The 19509-nt window shown below is 69.5% G+C and carries 13 protein-coding genes; 6 read left to right on the forward strand and 7 right to left on the reverse strand.

Translation table 11 applies throughout. The annotated features are described in order from the left end of the window. Positions 1-59: 59 nt before the first annotated feature. Positions 60-3701 (forward strand): S8 family serine peptidase, encoded by a 3642-nt coding sequence (locus HNR67_RS10825; RefSeq protein WP_185001908.1) that lies wholly within the window; start codon positions 60-62, stop codon positions 3699-3701. Positions 3702-3765: 64 nt separating this feature from the next. On the opposite strand, the gene HNR67_RS10830 is transcribed toward HNR67_RS10825, so the two are convergent. Both HNR67_RS10830 and HNR67_RS10835 read right to left on the reverse strand, forming a co-directional pair. Continuing rightward, entirely contained in the window at positions 3766-4446 is a 681-nt protein-coding gene (locus HNR67_RS10830) for an anti-sigma factor family protein (protein WP_185001909.1), read from the reverse strand. Then, the gene (locus tag HNR67_RS10835) at positions 4443-4991 is read right to left on the reverse strand and encodes a sigma-70 family RNA polymerase sigma factor (protein ID WP_185001910.1); all 549 of its coding nucleotides are present in this window, start codon (positions 4989-4991) and stop codon (positions 4443-4445) included. Before HNR67_RS10835 ends, HNR67_RS10830 begins: the two co-directional genes overlap by 4 nt. A 229-nt stretch (positions 4992-5220) precedes the next feature. On the opposite strand from HNR67_RS10835, the gene HNR67_RS10840 reads away from it, so the two are divergent. Next, entirely contained in the window at positions 5221-6165 is a 945-nt protein-coding gene (locus HNR67_RS10840; RefSeq protein WP_312986965.1) for a hypothetical protein, read from the forward strand. Positions 6166-6287: 122 nt separating this feature from the next. Here HNR67_RS10840 and HNR67_RS10845 read toward each other — a convergent pair whose 3' ends face one another. After that, entirely contained in the window at positions 6288-7145 is an 858-nt protein-coding gene (locus tag HNR67_RS10845) for an aldo/keto reductase (protein ID WP_185001911.1), read from the reverse strand. Positions 7146-7250: 105 nt separating this feature from the next. Between HNR67_RS10845 and HNR67_RS10850 the strand changes: the two genes are divergently transcribed. Both HNR67_RS10850 and HNR67_RS10855 read left to right on the forward strand, forming a co-directional pair. Further along, on the forward strand, positions 7251-8147 hold the full coding sequence (locus HNR67_RS10850) for a LysR family transcriptional regulator (RefSeq protein WP_185001912.1): 897 nt from the start codon (positions 7251-7253) through the stop codon (positions 8145-8147). 72 nt (positions 8148-8219) lie between these two features. Continuing rightward, positions 8220-9134 (forward strand): hypothetical protein, encoded by a 915-nt coding sequence (locus HNR67_RS10855; RefSeq protein ID WP_185001913.1) that lies wholly within the window; start codon positions 8220-8222, stop codon positions 9132-9134. 71 nt (positions 9135-9205) lie between these two features. Here the strand turns inward: HNR67_RS10855 and HNR67_RS10860 are convergent, their stop codons facing one another. From HNR67_RS10860 to HNR67_RS10875, 4 genes are all read right to left on the reverse strand, one after another. Continuing rightward, positions 9206-10297, reverse strand: coding sequence for a glycoside hydrolase family 5 protein (locus HNR67_RS10860; RefSeq protein ID WP_185001914.1), 1092 nt, complete (start codon positions 10295-10297; stop codon positions 9206-9208). Positions 10298-10498: 201 nt separating this feature from the next. Next, positions 10499-12559: an NPCBM/NEW2 domain-containing protein gene (locus HNR67_RS10865; protein WP_185001915.1), complete on the reverse strand. Its 2061-nt coding sequence runs from the start codon at positions 12557-12559 to the stop codon at positions 10499-10501. 368 nt (positions 12560-12927) lie between these two features. Beyond that, on the reverse strand, positions 12928-15315 hold the full coding sequence (locus tag HNR67_RS10870) for an HAD-IC family P-type ATPase (RefSeq protein ID WP_312986967.1): 2388 nt from the start codon (positions 15313-15315) through the stop codon (positions 12928-12930). Between the two features lie 83 nt (positions 15316-15398). After that, entirely contained in the window at positions 15399-16682 is a 1284-nt protein-coding gene (locus HNR67_RS10875) for a hypothetical protein (protein ID WP_185001917.1), read from the reverse strand. 99 nt (positions 16683-16781) lie between these two features. On the opposite strand from HNR67_RS10875, the gene HNR67_RS10880 reads away from it, so the two are divergent. Beyond that, positions 16782-18056, forward strand: a complete 1275-nt coding sequence (locus HNR67_RS10880; RefSeq protein WP_185001918.1) for an MFS transporter — start codon at positions 16782-16784, stop codon at positions 18054-18056. Positions 18057-18069: 13 nt separating this feature from the next. Beyond that, the gene (locus HNR67_RS10885) at positions 18070-19362 is read left to right on the forward strand and encodes a cytochrome P450 (protein WP_185001919.1); all 1293 of its coding nucleotides are present in this window, start codon (positions 18070-18072) and stop codon (positions 19360-19362) included. The last annotated feature ends 147 nt before the right edge of the window (positions 19363-19509 follow it).

Here is a 19509-nt window from a genome sequence, read left to right on the forward strand (position 1 = left end):
GGAGGGGCACCTTGTCGAGACGTCGGAGAATCACCGCGGGGTTGACCGCGTTAGGCCTGGTGGCAAGCGCTCTCGCGACTGGATCGGCGGCCGCGGCGCCGGCCCCGGAGGCGCGGCCCGGTCCGGATGTGCCGGTGCGGACCGCCGAGCTGACCCTGGTCACCGGGGACACCGTCACCCTGGACTACTACCCCGACGGCAGGCAGGCCGCCAGGGTCAAGGGATCGGAGCAGTACCGCAGTTACACGCTGGACAAACAGGCGTACGTGGTGCCCTTCGCCGCCGAGCCGTACCTTGCCGCCGGGGTGCTGGACGAGCGGCTGTTCAACGTGACCAAGCTGGTCGAGCAGGGCTTCGACCGCCAGGGCTCGCTGCCGCTGATCCTCAGCTACCCGAAGCAGGACATGTCGATCGCCGCCGCCCCGCCACGGGGCAGTGCCCGGCAGGCCGTGCTGGCCAGTGCCAGCGCCCAGGCCGTGCGGGCCGAGCGCGGCAAGATGGGTGAGTTCTGGGGCGCGCTGGCCGGGCGGGGCGCGAGCCTGAACGGCGGGATCGCCAAGGTCTGGCTGGACGGCAAGGTCCAGTCCACTTTGGACACCAGTGTGCCGCAGGTGGGCGCGCCGGCCGCGTGGCAGGCCGGGTTCGACGGCACCGGCGGCACGGTCGCGGTGCTGGACACCGGGATCGACGACACGCACCCGGACCTGGCCGGGAAAGTGGTGGAGCACAAGAACTTCAGCGACGCGCCTGCGGCCGAGGACAAGCACGGGCACGGCACCCACGTCGCCTCGACCATCGCCGGGTCCGGCGCCGCCTCCGGTGGCGCCAAGAAGGGCGTCGCGCCAGGGGCGAAGTTGTTGAGCGGCAAGGTGCTGAACGACGGTGGCTCGGGCTCGGAGTCCGGGATCATCGCCGGGATGGAGTGGGCCGCGGGCAAGGCCAAGGTGGTCAGCATGAGCCTGGGCGGCGGGCCAACCGACGGCACCGACCCGATGAGCGTCGCGGTGAACCGGATCTCCGCCGACACCGGCGCGCTGTTCGTCATCGCCGCTGGCAACTCCGGGTTCGGCGGGCAGGAGACGGTGTCCTCGCCGGGCACGGCCGACTCCGCGCTGACCGTGGCCGCGGTGGACAAGCAGGACCAGCTCGCGCCGTTCTCCAGCAAGGGACCCCGGTTCGGGGATCACGCGCTCAAGCCGGACATCGCCGCGCCGGGTGTGGCGATCAGCGCGGCCAAGGCCAACTCCGCCGGTGGCGAGCGCTACGTCTCGGCCAACGGGACCTCGATGGCCACCCCGCACGTGGCGGGCGCGGCCGCGATCCTGGCCCAGCGCAACCCGAAGTGGACGCCAGCGCAGCTCAAGACCGCGTTGATGCAGACCGCCAAACCGCTCAACGGCATCTCCACCTACGACCAGGGCGCAGGCCGGCTGGAGGCCGGGGTGGCCGCGACCGCGCAGCAGCAGCTGCGGGCGGACGCGGGCTCGCTGAGCCTCGGGCGCTTTCTCGGGCCCTACGGCTCGGTGGACCCGGTGACCCGCAAGGTCACCTACACCAACGACGGCAGCGCCGAAGCCACCCTTGACCTGACCGTGCAGGCCAGATCAGCCGGTGGCGCGACCGCGCCCGCCGAGGCGCTCTCGGTCAGCCCGGCCACCCTGTCGATCCCGGCCGGTGGCTCGGCCACCGCCACCGTCACGCTCAACCCCAACGCGGGCGAGGTCGGCCTCTACACCGGCGCGCTCACCGCCACCCAGCGCGGTGGCGCCGCGGTGCTGCGGACCGTGCTGGGCTTCAACAAGGACCTCCAGCACAAGGTCTCGGTGACCGCCACCGCCCGCGACGGCAAGGCCCCCGGCTACGCCTCGGTCGCGCTGTGGAACCTCGACGACGGCAAGTACCACCGGGTCAACGTGGACGCCACCGGCTCCGGCGGCCTGCTGCTGCCGCCCGGCAAGTACTTCGTCGGCAGCTTCCTCTCCACCGCCGACCCCAGCCGCAACGACACCGAGTACACCGTGGTGACCAAGGACGAGGTGGAGGTCAAGGGATCCACCTCGATCGTCCTGGACGGCCGCGGCGCCAAGGAGATCCAGGCCCGCACACCGGAGAAGACCGAGGCGGTGACCCTGTCCCAGACCTGGACCAGGGCCAGCGGCGCCCGCCGGTTCACCAGCGGCTTCTTCTACGGCCGCACCGTGGACCGGATCTACGCCGTGCCCTCGGCCCCGGTCACCCGCGGCGAGTTCGAGCTGGCCAACCGGATGTGGCTGGAGACGCCGAAGCTGGCCGCCCGGGTGGTGTCCCCGGACACCGTGCTGCGGCCGGACTACCTCGGCGGCGGCCAGGAACTGGGCAAGCGGATCGACGGCACCCACCGGCTGCCGGTGGTCTACGTCGGCACCGGCACCCCGGCCGAGTTCGCCGGGCGGGATGTCCGCGGCAAGATCGCGCTGATCCAGCAGTCCAAGGACATCACGCCCAACGACCAGGTGCGCAACGCCGCCAACGCCAAGGCGGGGGTGGCCGCGGTGTTCGGCTCCGGACCGGGCCGCTTCGCCGACTACACCACCCGCAACCCGGCCATCCCCGGCCTTGAACTGTCCAATGTGGAGGGTAAGCGGCTGCTCGAACTGCTCGGCCGCGGGCCGGTGACGCTGGAACTCAAGGGCGTCTCGCACAGCCCGGTGCAGTACCACCTGGTCGCGCCGTTCGCCGGGAGCATCCCGGCGGACCTGTCCTTCGACGCGAGTCCGGCCACCCTGGCCACCGAGCGCACCAAACTGCACGCGGTGCGCCCGGACCAGGTCGGCATGCTGGGCATGTTCAGCTTCCGGCCGTATGACTTCATCGGGCTGACCAGCACCTACGACCGGCGCTTCCCGTATGACCACGTGCGGTACTTCTCCGCCAACAACACCCGGTTCAACCCGCTGTTCTACGGCGGCCCTGACGGGGACAGCGTGGCGGGCAACGGGTCCGCGCCACTGCCGGTGGCGGGCAGCGACCGCACGGTGAACTGGTACCAGGGACCGTTCCAGCCGGGCGTGTCCAAGGCACTGGTCCCGGTCAGCCGGGTGGACGACAAGCTGCGGCTCAACTTCGCCGAGTACCTGGACAGCGACCCCGACCACTACCTGCGTGATCTCGGCGCGAGCACGGTGGCCAGGGTCTACCGGGACGGCGAACAGGTCGCCGAACAACCGCACGCCCTCGGCGAACTCGCCGTCGGCGTGGCGGACAAGGCGAACTACCGGGTCGAACTCGACGTCAACCAGGGCCGCCCCGGCTGGTCGGTGGGCACCGAGTCCTTCTCCTCGTGGAGCTTCGGCTCCGCACGCGGGGAGGCGGGCAAGACCGTGCCGCTGCCGGTGCTCCAGGCCCGCTGGAACCTGGACCTCGACCTGGACAACGCGGCCCCGGCCGACCGGGTCCACGCGCTGAACCTGACCGCGGCCACCCAGCCGGGCGCGCCCCCGGTCAAGGTCACCGAGGTCAGGGCCGAGGTCTCCTACAACGACGGCGGCAGCTGGGAGGCGGTCGACCTGCGCGCGCTCGGGTCCGATGGCGGCTACAGCGGGGCGATCCAGCACCCGAGGAAGGCCGACAGCAGCGGGTTCGTCTCGCTGAAGGTCCAGGCTGCCGACGCCGAGGGCAACTCCGTCGAGCAGACCCTGATCAGGGCCTACGCGCTGAAGTGAGCCGGGAAGCGGGACCGGGGGCGGACCGCGCTGGTCCGCCCCCGGTCCCGGTCGAACCGGCTGCTCAGGCCGGGATGCTCACCAGGACCTTCTTGTCCAGGGTGCGCACCTCGAACTTGGCGATGTCGCCCGGCTTCAGCGCCGCGCCACCCCGCATCATCAGCGGCTTCGGCGAATCGGGCACGCCGTAACCCCGGTCGGGCACCAGCCAGCTGTTCACGGTGACCTCCTGACCGGTCTTGGACACCGCGATCAGCTCGCACGCCTCCGGCCCGCGCACACCCTTGAGCGCCAGCACCACATCCGATCCCCAGCCGCGGCCCTGCACGGTCAGCTCCAGCGAGGCCCCGGTGGGCCCGGAGCCGGTCAGCTTCGGCACACCTTCCGGGAAGGCCACCACGTTCGGGTCGGTCGCGGTGAACGCCGCGGTCAGGATCGGCCCGGCGATGATCGCGATGGTGGCGGCGGCCGCGGCCACCCAGGTGATCACCTTGCGCCTGCGGCGGCGCACCGCCAGCTCGTCCAGCAGCCTCGGCATCGGATCGGCCGCGCCGAGGGGTTCGGCCGCGGCGACGGGCTGCTCGCGGAGTTCGTCCAGCAGGTCGGGCAGGGCGGAGAGCGCCTTCAACTCCGCCTGGCAGATCTCGCAGCTGAGCAGATGCGCCTCGAACGCCTCGGCCTCGTGCGCGTCCAGCACGCCGAGGACGTAGGCGCCCACGTCGGTGTGCTCGATCGGCGGCGTCATGACGTGACCCCCTGTTCTTCCAAATTCCGGCGCAGTGCGCGCAGCGCGTAGAACACCCGCGATTTCACGGTGCCCGGCGGGACACCCAGTACGGCGGCGGCCTCACTGACCGAGCGGTCGCGCAGATAGGTCTGCTCGACCGCCTCCCGGTGCTCGGCACTGAGACTGTCCAGGGCGCCCTTGATGACGATGCGGGAGAGGGCCTCGTCGGTCCGCGCGGGCTCCGGCATCACCTCCAGCGGGGCCGGGTCCACCTCCTGCGGCCGGATTCCCTTGCTACGCCTGGCATCGATGACGATCCGGCGCGCGACGGTGAACAACCACGCACGCAGCAGGTCGGGGTCGCGGTCCAGCTTCTCCGCGTGCCGCCAGGCCCGCAGCAGCGTCTCCTGCACCACGTCCTCGGACCAGTACTTGTCGTTGCCGGTGAGGCGCATGGCATGCCGCATCAGCACCTGCCCGTACTGGCGGTACAGCAGAGCGATGAGCTGGCGCTCCGCCTCGTCCTCGCGCTTCTCCGGCTTGCCGAAGCGCCGTACGTTCACCGCGCTGCCTTTCGTCGCCGCATCATCTGGCCTCGCTCCTTTGCGCTGCTCACAGGGCGTCCTTCCCGTGGGATACGAGGAGCCCGCTATTCCGGTTCAGGATTCCGGTGTGATCCTGGGCTTTTGTTTTTTTCTGCGCCGGGGCTGAACCCGGGGCGGTGACCTCCGCGTATCCCACGGCGTTCGGAGCTGAGCACAACGACCGAAACCTTGTGGAGAGGAACAGACCGTGCAGACTCGACGCGTTCGCACCATGATCCTGGCCGTTTCCGCTGTGTCCACCGTGCTGTTCGCCGGAGCCTGCGGGTCCGGAGTGGACGGTGCCGCTCCGCAGGTCCAGCCCCCGGCGCCGCAGCGTTCCAGCACCAGTGAGGTGCCTGCCGCCGCCGCGCTGAACGTCTCGAGCACGGCGCAGCTCGGCAACATCGTCACCGACGCCAACGGGAAGACCCTGTATCGCTTCGACAAGGACACCGCCAAGCCCTCAAAATCCAACTGCGCGGACAAGTGCCTGGAGGCCTGGCCGCCGGCGCTGGTCGAGGGGCAGCCTACGGTGCAGGGCGTTGACCAGGCGCTGGTGGGGTCGCTGAAACGGGCCGACGGCACCGAGCAGCTCACCCTGGCGGGCTGGCCGCTCTACACCTTCGCCAAGGACACCGGCCCCGGTGAGATGAAGGGCCAGAACGTGCAGGGCACCTGGTTCGTGGCGGCCCCCGACGGCAAGAAGGCCAAGGCGGCGGCCGGTGGCCAGAACGCCGCGGCCACGCTGAACGTGGTGGCCTCCAGCGATCTGGGCAACATCGTCACCGATGTGAACGGCCTGACCCTGTACCGCTTCGACAAGGACACCGCCAAGCCGTCCAAGTCCAACTGCGCCGCCAAGTGCCTGGAGGCATGGCCGCCCGCGCTGGTCACCGGCAGCGTGCGGGTGCAGGGCGTTGACGAGGCACTGGTCGGTTCGGTCAAGCGCCCCGACGGTTCGGAGCAGCTGACCCTGGGCGGCTGGCCGCTGTACCGCTTCGCCCAGGACACCAAGGCCGGGGACACCAAGGGCCAGGCCGTGCAGGGCACCTGGTTCGTGGCCGCCCCCGACGGCAAGAAGGCCAAGACCACGGCCAGCGCCAGCGGCGGCACCCAGGGCGGTGGCGGCGCCGGTGGCTACGGCGGCTACTGAGAATCCCTGATGGCGCAACGACTTCCGCGAAACCAACACCCCCACCGGAGTGGAAATCCCGGTGGGGGTGCGGTGCTTCCCGATGGCCATCGTCCACAGTGGACGGGGAAGCGATGGTGGGACTAGCCGTTCAGGTGCGCGATCTCCTCCGCGGACAGGTCCAGGTGCACCGCGGCGATCGAGTCCAGCACCGAGGCGATCCGGCTGGCGCCCGGGATCGGCACCACCACCTCGGACTTGGCCAGCATCCAGGCCAGGCAGACCTGCTGCGGGCTGACCCCTCGGCCTGCCGCGACCTCACCGAAGGCGGCGAACCCGCTGCCCAGCTCGGCCGCCTTGGCGATGCCGCCCAGCGGGCTCCACGGCAGGAAGGCGATGCCCAGTTCGGCGCACAGCTCCAGCTCCGGCTCACTGCTGCGGAAGGCGGGGGAGAACTGGTTCTGCACCGAGACCAGCCTGCCGCCGAGGATCTCGTTCGCCTCGACGATCTCGGCCGGGTCGAAGTTGGACACCCCGGCGTAGCGGATCTTCCCGGCGTCCAGCAGGTCGCGCAGCGCGCTCACCGAGTCACCGATCGGCACCGACGGGTCCGGCCGGTGGAACTGGTAGAGCCCGATCACGTCCACGCCGAGCCGCTTCAGCGAGGCATCACAGGCCTGCTTGAGGTAGCCGGGGTCGCCGTTGAGGCCCCAGGCGCCCTGCTCGTCCCTGGTGTGCCCGCCCTTGGTGGCGACCAGCACGTCGCTGGTGTCCCCTGGATAGGCGGCCAGCGCCTGGGCCACGAAGCGCTCGTTGTCGCCGAAGTCGGCGCTGTTGGTGCAGTAGGCGTCCGCGGTGTCGATGAGCGTGACCCCGGCGTCCAGCGCCGCGTGCAGGGTGGCCTGCGAGGCCTGCTTGTCCTTGCCGAACTCCGATGACATGGGCATCGCGCCCAGGCCGATCGCGCTCACCTCGACATCGCCGATGCGGCGGGTCCTCATACTTGCTCCTGTCGTGGGTGTAAGCGGTTTCTTCAGCTTGCGTTGTGGTCTCGGTTATGTCCAACAGAAGAACCTGCTGGCACTCATCGGCTAACGTGCACAGTCGTGGAGCTTCGGCACCTGGAGTACTTCGTCGCGGTAGCGGAAGAACGGCATTTCACGCGGGCCGCCGAGCGGGTGCGGGTCGCCCAGTCCGGTCTCTCCGCCTCGATCAAAGCACTGGAACGGGAGCTGGGCGCGCCACTGTTCGTCAGAAGCACCAGACGGGTGGAACTCACCGAGGCGGGCCGGGCCCTGCTGGTGGAGGCCAGGCGCACGCTGGTCAGCGTGGCCGCGGCCAAGGACGCGGTGGCCGCGGTGCAGGGCGTGCTGCGTGGCACGCTGTCGGTGGGCATGGTGCAGTGCCTCGGCGTGATCGACGCGCCCGCGCTGCTGGCCCGCTTCCACGCCGCGCACCCCGGCGTCGAGGTCCGGCTCACCCAGGCCGGTGGCGCCAAGCTCATCGAAGGTGTGAAGGCCGGTCGCCTGGACCTGGCCCTGGTCGACCAGCCGCGACCGGCCCCGGACGGGGTCAGCCTGGCGCACCTGGCCACCGAGCCGATGCTGCTGGTCTGCGGCCGCGAGCACCGCTTCGCCCGCCGGGACAAGGTGGAGTGGTCCGAGCTGGCCGATGAGGTCTTCGTGGACTTCCAGAGCGACTGGGGCGCCCGCCAGCTCACCGACCGGGTGTTCACCACGGCGGGCATGGCCCGGCGGGTGGCACTGGAACTCAACGACGTGCACAGCCTGTTGGAGCTGGTCGGACACGGTCTCGGCGTCGCGGTGGTACCGCGGCCGATGGCCTACAAGAAGGGCTTCCAGGTCGCCATCGCCGAACTGCACGCGCCGGCCGCGCCGAACTGGGAGGCCAGCATCGCGCTGCGCTCCGGCGAGCACGTGAGCCCGTCCGCGCAGGCGTTCCTGCGGCTGGTGCTGGGCAGTGACGCGCTGCCCGTCGGGTAGGGCAGTGATCATCGCACCTTAGTCCGGCCGCGGGTCCGGGACTTCGCCTCGCCGCGGTTGAACAGTGGCGGCATGCGAGTGCGAAAGAACCTGGGCGCGGCCGTGCTGGCCGCCGCCCTGCTCGTCCTGACCGCCGTCTCCGGTCAGGCCCAGGCCACGCCCACGGGTGCGGGCAACGGCGGTCCGGTGCAGGTCGCGCCGGGGACGGCCCAGTTCCCCTCGGACACCGCGGCCAAGCCGGAACCCACCATCGCCGGGCCGGCCGCGGCACTGGCGCTGCCCCGGCGGCACATCACCCGGTACGGCCCGGTCACCATCGGACCGAACCGGTGGCAGGAGCCCGAGGCCTACTGCCCGGACGGCATGCTGGCCACCGGCGGCGGTGAGTACAACTCCAACGCGGGCTCGGTGACCCTGCACAAGAGCCTGGCCCTCGACGGCGGCCGCGGCTGGAAGGTCCAGGTCACCAACCTGGGCGCGACCGAGGTGACGCTGCACGTCTACGCGGTCTGCTACAGCGGATTGAGCAACTACCAGCACAGCTACGCCAAGCGGCTGGTCCAGCCGAACACCTTCGGCGACGTCTGGGCGGGCTGCCCCAATGGCGTCGCGCTGGTCGGCGGCGGCGGTTCGGCCGACACCTACTTCAGCCGGGTCGACGCCAACCCCGGCGATGACCTGCGGGCCTGGCGCTTCGGCATCCTGAACAAGGACGGCGCGGCGCGCACCGTGCAGAGCCAGGCGGTCTGCGCCAACGGCATCCAGGGCCAGACGCTGGTGAAGTCCGGCCACTACATCATGCCGCCGTGGGACTACTACGGCGAGGCGAGCATCACCTGCCCCGGCGACAGCTGGGTGGTCAGCGGTGGCGGTTTCGCGCCCAGGGTCACCGACTCGCACCCGCAGGGCGAGGGCTGGCGCATCTACTACCACAACGAACCGCCGTCCCGCTCCGGCGCGCAGGCCTTCGCGATCTGCGGCCGCTAGCCGAAAACCGGGAAAACCCCTGCACTGTCCGAAGTGGACAGTGCAGGGGTTTTTTCCCTGTGGAGGAGCGATCAGAACTCGTCCGGGGTGCGCATGCGCTCCCGGATCCACGCGCCGGCCGGCTTGAGCACGCCGGTGCCGGAGAAGTTGTTGCCCGCACAGGTGCCGCTCTTGAACACCGCGCCCGAGCGGTTGTCGTCGGAGAAGTTCCAGTTGGTCCAGCTGATCTTCTTCTGCTTCATGAAGTCGATGTACTTCTGCGACCAGGTGAAGTCGTTCCCACCGTCACCACTGGAGGTCTGGGTGCCGAACTCGGTCACGAACAGCGGCAGCTTGGCGGCCGCGCGGGTGAACGCGTCCAGGTAGTTCTGCTTGTGCGAGGCCGCGTAGAAGTGGAACGTGTACATGATGTTCGGGATGTTGATCTTGTTGTTGATGATGTCCTGCTCGTTGCGGCCATCGGAGATCCCGAGCGAGCCCCAGCCGTGCGTGCCGACCAGGATCAGGCTGTCCGGGTCCTCCGCGCGGATGGTGGGCATGACCGCCTCGGCGTAGGTCTTGATCCTCGCCCAGGAAACGCCGTTCGGCTCGTTCGCGATGTCGTAGATGATGTTGGTCTTGTCCTTGTGCCGCTGGGCGATCTCCTTGAAGAAGGTCTTGGCCCGCGCGGTGTTGTGGTTCGGGTCGCCCGGCGTGAGCTGGTGCCAGTCGATCAACGCGTAGAGGCCGCGCTTGGTGGCCTCCTCGATGTAGCCGTGCACCATGTCGGTGAACTTCCGGGGGTTGGTCTCGTACCCACCCTCCTGGATGTACATCGCGATGCGCAGGACGTCGCCGCCCCAGTCCTTGGCCAGCGCGTCCAGCGAGGCCGTCTTCACGCACTGGCTGTACCACTGGATGCCGTGCGTGCTCATGCCGCGAAGCTGGATGGCCTTGCCATCCTTGTTACAGAGCTGCAGACCGCAGACCCGGAGCTGACCGTTGATCGCCGCGGGCGTCCCTGGTGGCAGGGCGGCCGCCGCTTGGGTGGAGACCGTGTCCGAAGACGCCGGAAGTTGGGGGGTTGGCGAACCTTGCGCGCTGGTGGCGAGCACGCCGGTTGTGGCCAGAGCGGCCGCCGCGATCACGGCGAGTGCGCGGCTGACTACGTTGAGCCGTCCCATCGTTTGCGCTCCTCTCGGAACGGAGACCCAGGGCAGGGGTGGGGTCTCCGAGCGGTACAAGGCGGCGGCGGTGCATGGCGGCGGCGGTACCTGTGCTGGGAAAACATTGTTAGGTTAGTTTCCTAACAGTGGGCTGGATGTTAGTGACCCCGCTCACCAACCGTCAAGGGGGGTTGGTTGGTGAGCGGGGTCTGTTTCGTGTCAGGAGCAGGTGAGCCGCACGTCGGCCCAGTCGGCGTGGTCGTTGCTCTGCCCGTCACCGGCGTCGGTGACCACCAGGCGCAGCAGGGTCGCGCCGGACACGCTGGCCTGCAACGGTTTCGCCGGGTCGGCCGCGGTCAGCACCCCGCTGTCGGCGACCTTGGTCGCGTCGGCGAAGACCTGGAAGACCACCGAGCCCGCGTTCTTCTCATCGTCCACGCCGACCTGTGCGGACACGGTCGAGCAGCGGCCGCCGAGGTGGTACTCCACGGTGCTCGGCGCGTGCACGCCAAGGCCCTTGGCGAAGACCACGCCGTTGATGGTGATCGGCTTGCCGTCGCCCGCCTTGCTCTCGCCGTTGCTGGTGTTCAACTCGACCGGCCCGAACCCGTTGGCCGAGCGCAGCCACTTGGTGTCGGAGAGCTGCACGGTCCCGCTGGGCGCGGGTTCGGGCACCAGCAGGTCGAAGCTCTGGGTGTGCGTGGTCGGCCGCGGCCCGTGGAAGGTGACGGTGCTGGTCACCGGGTACTTGCCGGGTTTGGTGCCGGCCGGCGGGGTGATCGCGAAGTGGGTCCGCCAGGTCTGTTCCGGCCGCAGCAGCGGGGTGCTCGCCGGGGACTCGGCCTTGATCGTCCAGCCTTCCGGCGCGGTGACCTTGGCCTTGGCGAACAGGGCAGGCAGCTTGCCCGCGTTGTGCACCGCGGTGCTCACCCTGGCGGCCTTGCCGGGGGTGACCACCGGCGCGGCGCCGGGGTAGAGCAGCTCCAGGTCGGTGTGGCTGTCCACCGCCGGCGGGTACAGCGGCCAGGCGCGGTCGGCGGAGATCCGGTAGATCGCGGTGCCGTGCGCGGGGACGGTGGCGGCGATGGTGCCCGCGGTGTGCGCGTCCTGCTTGGTCCACAGGTCGCGGATCTTGTAGCCGCTGGCCTTGGCCAGGCCGACCTCGGCCGCGGTGGCGCTGATCCGGGCCGGCTGGTCGGTCTCGTTGAACAGCGCGACCGCCTTGTCCCCGTTGGCCAGCGGCTTGACGAAGACGTACTGCCCGTTCTGGATCCGGATCGGCTTGCCCTGCTTGCCGAGCTTGTCCTGATCGATCGCGATGATCTCCTTGTTGGTCAGGATCTCGAAGTGCTCCGGCGAGACCTTGCGCAGGTCGGCGCCGATCAGCAGCGGGGCGGCCATGATCGACCAGAGCGCGAACTGGGACCGGTACTCGGTGGTGGACTGCTGGCCGTTGCCGACCTCCAGCATGTCCGGGTCGTTCCAGTGCCCAGGCCCGGCGTAGTCGGCCAGCACCATGTTGCGCTTGAGCAGGTCGACGGTCTTGGTCCAGGTGTCGTTGATGTCACCGGTGGTGCGCCACAGGTGGCCGACGTCCTTGGCCCACTCCCACGGCTTGTTCTGGCCCCACTCGCAGATGGAGAACACGATCGGGCGGCCGGTGGCCTTGAGCGCGTCCCGCATCTTGGTGTAGCGGAGCTTGGCGTCCACGCCCTGGTTGTTGCAGTTGTCGTACTTGAGGTAGTCCACGCCCCAGCTCGCGAACAGCTTGGCGTCCAGCTCCTCGAAGCCCAGTCCGCCGGGGAAGCCGCCGACCTTGTTGCAGGTCTTGATGCCCGCGCTGGTGTAGATGCCGAACTTGAGGCCCTTGGCGTGCACGTAGTCGGCCAGCCACTTGATGCCACGCGGGAAGCGGACCGGGTCGGGCACCAGGTTGCCGTCGGCGGCGCGCTGCGGCAGCGCCCAGCAGTCGTCGATGTTGACGTACTGGTAACCGGCCGCCTTGAGGCCGCGGTCGACGAAGATGTCCGCCATATCGGTGATCATCTTCTCGTTGAACTCGGCCCGGCAGTGCGTGGTGTTCCAGTTGTTGAAGCCCATCGGCGGGGTCAGGGCCAGGCCGTCGTCGATGGCCACCGCGGGCGGGGCCGGCTCGTCGACCACGGCAGGGGGCGGCGGCTCGGCGAGCGCGGGTGGCGCGATGGCCAGCGCACCGCTGCCAACGGCCACGGCGAACGTGGCGGCCAGCGCGGCCAACCGCCGCTTGGACAGGGACCTCATTCGAACTCCTCAGGTTGGCGTCACAGGCAACCGGTCAGAATCAAACGGAAACAGACACAAGCACGCACAGTTCAACCAGAAGCCAACGGGCTGTCAATACGCCTGGGGTGAGGTTGGTAAACATGGAGTAGCCTGCGGATGACAACGTATTCATCCGCGATGGGCTTGACGAACCGCAGGTCCGAGGCTTACTGTCTGATCAGTCAGTCCACTGAACTCCCTGGATGGCTACCGCCGATCCAGGGCAGGGGTGAACGCACCGAGTGGCGGCTCGGTGCGTTCACCCTGTTCTTTTTTGTTGTACTTTTGGCTATAACAAAGGCCGCCTGATTGCTCAGGCGGCCTTTGTTGGGTGCGTCCGGAACGCGTCAGTCGGCGGGCAGGCCCACCCGCTCCTTCTCCTGGCGCAGCCAGCCGTCCATCCACCAGCTCAGCTCGATCAGCAGCATGCCGACACCGGCCACCACGAAGCTCAGCAACAGCGTGGGCGAGTGGTTCGGGTCGATGTCGAAGAAGCGCTGACCGAACGGGATGAGCACGGCGAAGGCGAACCCGGCCGCCATGCTCAGCAGCAGCGCGGCCTTCCACCACACATACGGCCGGGCGATCACCGCGAGCACCCAGAAGGCCACCAGGAACAGCGTGACCACCGCGGCGGTGCTGCGCTGGGCCTGGGTGGCGCTCGCATCGCCCATGGCGAGCAGGTAGCTGGTGAAGGTGGCCACCGCGGCGATCGCGCCCGCGGGCACGGCCAGTCGCATCACCCTGGCCACGAACCCGCTGCGGGCCCGTTCCTTGTTCGGCGCCAGCGCGAGGAAGAAGGCCGGGATGCCGATGGTGAAGGCGTTGAGCAGGGTGGAATGCCTGGGGTAGAACGGGTACGGCACCTGGGCGATGATCACCAGCACCGCCAGCAGCACCGAGTACACCGTCTTGGTGAGGAACAGGTTGGCGACCCGCTCGATGTTGCCGATCACCCGGCGGCCCTCGGCCACCACATAGGGCAGGGTGGCGAACTTGTTGTCCAGCAACACGATCTGCGCCACCGCCCGGGTGGCCGGGCTGCCCGCGCCCATGGCCACGCCGATGTCGGCGTCCTTGAGCGCGAGCACGTCGTTGACGCCGTCGCCGGTCATCGCCACGGTGTGCCCGCGTGACTGCAGCGCGCCGACCATGTCCCGCTTCTGCGTCGGGGTGACCCGGCCGAAGACCACGCCGTTGTCCACCGGATCGGCCAGCGCCTCCTTGCCCTCCGGCAGCGTGCGCGCGTCCACCGGCCGGTCCGCGCCCGCCAGTTGCAGCGAGGCGGCGACCGCGCCCACGGAGACCGCGTTGTCCCCGGAGATGACCTTCACCGCCACGTTCTGTGCGGCGAAGAAGTCCAGCGTGTCCTTGGCGTCCGGGCGGACCTTCTGCTCCAGCACCACCAGGGCCACCGGGGTGACCACGCCGGGTGCGGCGGCCTCGTCCACCGCGCAGCTCGCCCGGCCCAGCAGCAGCACCCGCAGGCCCTGCGCACCGGTCTGCTCGGCCTCGGCGCGGACCGCGGAACCCGGCGCCAGCAACACATCCGGCGCGCCGAGCACCCAGTCGCCGTCGGCGTGGAAGCTCGCGCCGCTCCACTTGCGCGCGGAGGAGAACGGGGCGATCGCGCTGACCTGCCAGGTGGTGCCGTCCGGATGCGCCTCGGCGATGGCCTGCAGGCTCGCGTTCGGGCGTGGGTCCGCGCTGGCCAGCCCGGCCAGTGCGGCGGCGATGTCGGCAGGGGAGTGCCCGTCCAGCGGCCGGACCTCGGCCAGCCGCATGCCGTTCTCGGTGAGCGTGCCGGTCTTGTCCGCGCACACCACGTTCACCCTGGCCAGGCCCTCGATCGCGGGCAGTTCCTGCACCAGGCACTGCCGCCGCCCGAGCCTGACCACGCCGACCGCGAAGGCGATGCTGGTCAGCAGCACCAGGCCCTCGGGCACCATCGGCACCAGCGCGGCCACCATCCGGCGGATCGCGTCCGGCACGTCCTTGTTGTCGGCGAGCTGGCTGTAGATGGTGAGCGCGCCGATCGGCACGATCATCCAGGTGATGATGCGCAGGATCTTGTCGATGCCCGAGCGCAGTTCGGAGGAGACCAGGGTGAACTTGCTGGCCTCCTCGGCCAGCCGGGCCGCGTATGCCTGCCGCCCGACCTTGGTGGCCTGGTAGGCGCCGGTGCCGGCGACCACGAAGCTGCCGGACATGACCTCGTCGCCCGGCTGCTTGACCACCGGGTCGGACTCGCCGGTGAGCAGCGACTCGTCGACCTCCAGGGCCTCGGCGGTGAGCACCAGCCCGTCCACCACGATCTTGTCGCCGGGGCCGATCTCGATCACGTCGTCCAGCACGACCTGGTGCGGGGAGACCTCCACCGCGCGGCCGTCCCTGCGCACCGTCGGCTTGGCCTCACCGACGATGGCCAGCCGCTCCAGGGTGCGCTTGGCCCGCACCTCCTGCACGATGCCGATCAGCGTGTTGATCACGATGATCACGCCGAAGAGGCCGTCCTGGATCGGCCCGATGACCAGGATGATCGCGAAGAGCACCCCGATGATCGCGTTGAACCGGGTGAACACGTTGGCCCGGATGATCTCGCCGACACTGCGGCTGGCCCGTGCTGGGACGTCGTTGGACTGGCCGGCCGCGACGCGCTGCCGTACCTGCTGCTCGGTCAGTCCACTGGCGGGGTCAACCCCGGCGAGCGCGACCGGTTCTTCCGTCGTCGACACTGCGCGAGGGTACGCGCCAGGGGTGGCCGGGAGCGGGCTGACTCGCAGGTCCACTCCGCCGAGCGACGGGACCGGGGGAGTTGCTAGCTCCGCTGGGTGACCTCGGCCAGCTTGGTCCATCCTTCGGGGGACTGCGGGCCGTCGACCTCCAGCAGCCGCAGGTAGCACTCCCTGGCCAGCAGCACCTTCTGCAGCTCCTCCAGGATCTCCTCGAAGAACTGCTCCCGGTAGCTGGCGTCGTTGACCGCGTAGACGGCGAAGTAGAGCGCGGAGAAGGCGGCCATCACGATGGAGACCTGGATCAGCTCGTTGCTGATCCCGTCGATCGGGATCGGGATGGTGAAGAAGGTGCCCTCGGTCAGCGGGTGCCCGACCCAGGCCTCGGCCACCGAGTCCTTGATCGCGATCGCGCCGAAGGTGACGAAGAAGAGGAAGACCAGCAGGCCGAGCAGGGCGATCTGCATGCCCTGGCTGACGAAGGCGATGAGCAGCACGTTGAGCCGCTCGCCCAGCTTCATCGGGTGCCGGTCGAACTGCAGGTCCTCATCGGGCAGCTGCTCGGCCAGCTTGCCCAGCTCGGTGCCGGCACAGGCCGCGCGCACCGAGTCCGGGGTGATCTCCACCCGCAGCTTCTTCAGCTCCTCGGGCAGCCGCACGCACAGGAACAGGGCGATGATCACGATGAAGAACCAGGCGATGCCCCACAGCCGCGGGCGGTCCAGGTTGCCCGACATCTGCCAGTTCTCGGTGTTGATGAACAAGAAGGTGACCAGGAGCAGCAGCAACGGCACCGCCCTCGTCACCAGCCTGCCCAGGTTGCCAAGGTGCGGGACCAGGTGCCAGAACGACCAGTGCACCAGCGAGCCGATGCCGGCCCTGGTGAAGGCGTAGATCACCAGCACCAGCGCGGCGCCGATGACCAGGTCCTCCCGCGCGTCCGACCAGCTCCAGTTGAGCAGGCCCTCCAGCAGTGGCGGCGTGCTGAGGGTGATCACCGCGCCGGTGATGCCCGCGGTCCGGCTGCGCAGGTAGCGGCGACCGGTGCGCAGCCACAGGAACAACAGCGCGGCGCCGATCGCTGTGACAGTGGCCACACCCAGACCGGTGAGTTGGTAGCCGTCGTCCTCGGCCATCCGGACGCTCGCCTGGGCCGCCGAGAGGCCGCGGTAGGGCGGGCTCCAGCGCCAGCTGACCGACACCACGATGTAGCCGAGCACCCCGCCCAGGAAGAACATCAGCGCTGGAAGTGAGCGCGCGAGCACCGGGTGCTTGCGCATGTTGCGCACCACGAACGGCATGCCCTCGCGCAGGAACCAGCGCTCGACCTCTTTGATCGGCAGGCTGTGCCGCTGCTTGTCCTTGGCCACCCGGCCGAGGCTATCGGCGTCCCCGCGATCGGGTGTGGCGGCACTCCTGGGATGGGAAGTCAGCGGCCAAGAATGAGACATCGGTGTATCGTTTGACTCGTGGACGTCCAATTGGGCCAGGAGGCCGCGCGGCCTTCCCGGGTACCTGTCTGGGGCCTTCTGGGCTCGACGGCGTTGTCCGTCACGGGTAACGCGATCGTGAGTGTCGCGATGCCGATCCTGGTGCTGCAGCGCACCGGCAGTGCGGTCCTCGCCGGTGTGGTGGCCGCCGCGGCCATGGCGCCGCTGGTGCTCTCCGCGCTGTTCGGCGGGGCCCTGGTGGACCGGTTCGGGCGGCGGCGCTCCAGCGTGGCCGCGGACCTGCTCAGTGCCGCGGCGGTGGCGGCACTGCCGCTGCTGGACATGACCCTCGGTCTGGGGATCCCGTTGATCCTGGGCCTGGTCGCGCTCGGCGCGGTCTTCGACGGTCCCGGCATGGCCGCGCGCGAGGCGCTGCGGCCGGATGTCGCGGCCAAGGCGAAGCTGCCCCTGGAGAAGATCAACTCCTGGGGTGAGGCGGTGGACGGGATCGGCGGCGTGGCCGGTCCGGGTCTGGCCGGCGTGCTGATCGCGATCATCGGCCCGATGAACACGCTGTGGGCCACCGTGATCATGTTCTTCCTGGCCTCGGTGCTGACCTTCACCGTGGTGCCCTCGGTCCAGCACACCGGTGGTGAACGCCCGGCGGTGGAGCCGTACTGGCAGTCGGTGTGGCAGGGCCTGAAGTTCGTCTGGACCGAGGGCGCACTGCGCGCCACCGCGCTGACCGGCATGCTGATCGTGCTGTTCCTGACCCCGCTGTCCTCGGTGATCATGCCCGCGATGATGTTCCAGGCCGGCAAGCCGGAACAGACCGGCTTCGTGCTCGCGGTCTTCGCGGTCGGCGGCATCATCGGCGCCATCGGCTACGGCGTGATCGCCCGCTTCGCCGGCAGGCGGATCGTGCTGCTGGTCGCGCTGCTGCTCACCTCACTGGCCTTCCTCGGGTTCGCGCTGAGCACCAACTTCGGCTGGCTGCTCGCCCTGGCCCTGGTCACCGGCGTGGTCTCCGGTCCGATCAACCCGGTCACCGCGGTGGTCATGCAGGAGCGCACCCCGGAGGTCATGCGGGGCAGGGTGATCGGCACCATCACCTCGCTCTCGCTGGCCGCCAGCCCGCTCGGCGCGGTCGTGGCCGGACCCATCGTGGAGTACTCCGGCCCGGCGACCGCCTTCCTGATCATCGGTATCGGCTGCCTGCTGGCCACTGTCTACGCCGCCCTCACCCCTGGGCTGCGCAAGATCGAACCTTCCGACGCGCCGTTCGCTCCGGCGCAGCAGAAGGTGACCACGTGATGAGAGGAAACCGATGAACAACCTGGGCCCCGCCGCCTCCCTTCGGCTCGGCTCGCAGATCCAGGCTGCCAAGGCCACCAACTGGCTGCTCGGCGGGCTCGGTGATCTGCTGGTGCAGGTGGAAAACCCGAAATGGCGGGAAAATCCCTATCCGCTCTATGAACAGATCCGGCAGAAGGGCCCGCTCTACCGCGGGCTCAGCGGCACCTGGGCCACCACCTCGCACGCGCTGTGCAACCAGGTGCTGCGGGACCGCCGTTTCGGGGTGAAGAACGCCGACGGCTCCCCGGTGACCGGCGGCGCGCTGGGTGCGGTGGCCAACACCTACCCGGAGAGCTTCCTGGACCAGGACCCGCCGGACCACACCCGGCTGCGCAGGCTGGCCGCCCCCGCGTTCAACCCCAAACGTGTGGACGGCTACCGGCCGCGGGTGCAGCAGATCGTGGACTCGTTACTGGACAAGATCGAGGGCCAGGAGACCTTCGACCTGATCAAGGACCTGGCCGCGCCACTGCCGATCACGGTGATCAGCGACCTGCTCGGCATCCCGGACGCCGACCGCGGCGACTTCGCCGAGTACGGCGCGCGGATCGGCGAGGGCCTCAGCGGGGTGCACTCGATCCGCCAGGCCAAGGACCTCATCCACGTGGGCAGCGAGCTGGTCGCGCTGTTCGACCGGCTGCTGAAGGAACGCACCAAGGATCCCGGCGACGATGTGATCAGCAGTTTGGCCACGGCGGTCGGCGAGGAGAAGATGACCGCCCGCGAACTGCACGGCACCGCGATGTTGCTGCTGCTGGCCGGGTTCGAGACCACGGTGAACCTGATCGGCAACGGCGTGCACGCCCTGCTGGCCCACCCCGAGCAGTGGGCGCAGCTGCGCGACAAGCCGGAGCTGGCCGCCGCCATGACCGAGGAGGCCCTGCGGTACGACCCGCCGGTGCAGGCCACCATGCGGATCGCGCACGCCGACATCGAACTGGCCGGCGAGACCATCAAGTCAGGCCAGCTGGTCGGGGTCATGCTGGCCGCCGGCAACCGCGACCCGGAGGTCTACCCGGAGCCAGACAAGTTCGACATCACCCGTACCGGTGGACCCGAGCACCTGGCCTTCTCCAGTGGCATCCACTACTGCATCGGCGCCCGGCTGGCCCGGATCGAGGGCGAGATCCTCTTCCGCAGCCTGGCCGAACGGATGCCGCTGCTGCGGCAGGCCGGTCCGCTGGAACGACGGGAGAGCAGCACCATCCGCGGGCTGCGCGCGTTCCCGGTGACCGCCAAGTTCCCGGCGCAACGCAGTCAGTGACCAGACCAGGCGGCCGCGGTGACCACCCCCAGGGTTGTCGCGGCCGCCATCCTGATCTGGCGTGTCCCGGACCACCTTCACCAGGGCTTTTGCCCCTTCGGGCATTAGCATTCGGGGCGTTGGCGGTCCTCGGCTGATTGGGAGCAG

This window comes from Crossiella cryophila (assembly GCF_014204915.1).
GTDB classification, from domain to species: Bacteria; Actinomycetota; Actinomycetes; order Mycobacteriales; family Pseudonocardiaceae; genus Crossiella; species Crossiella cryophila.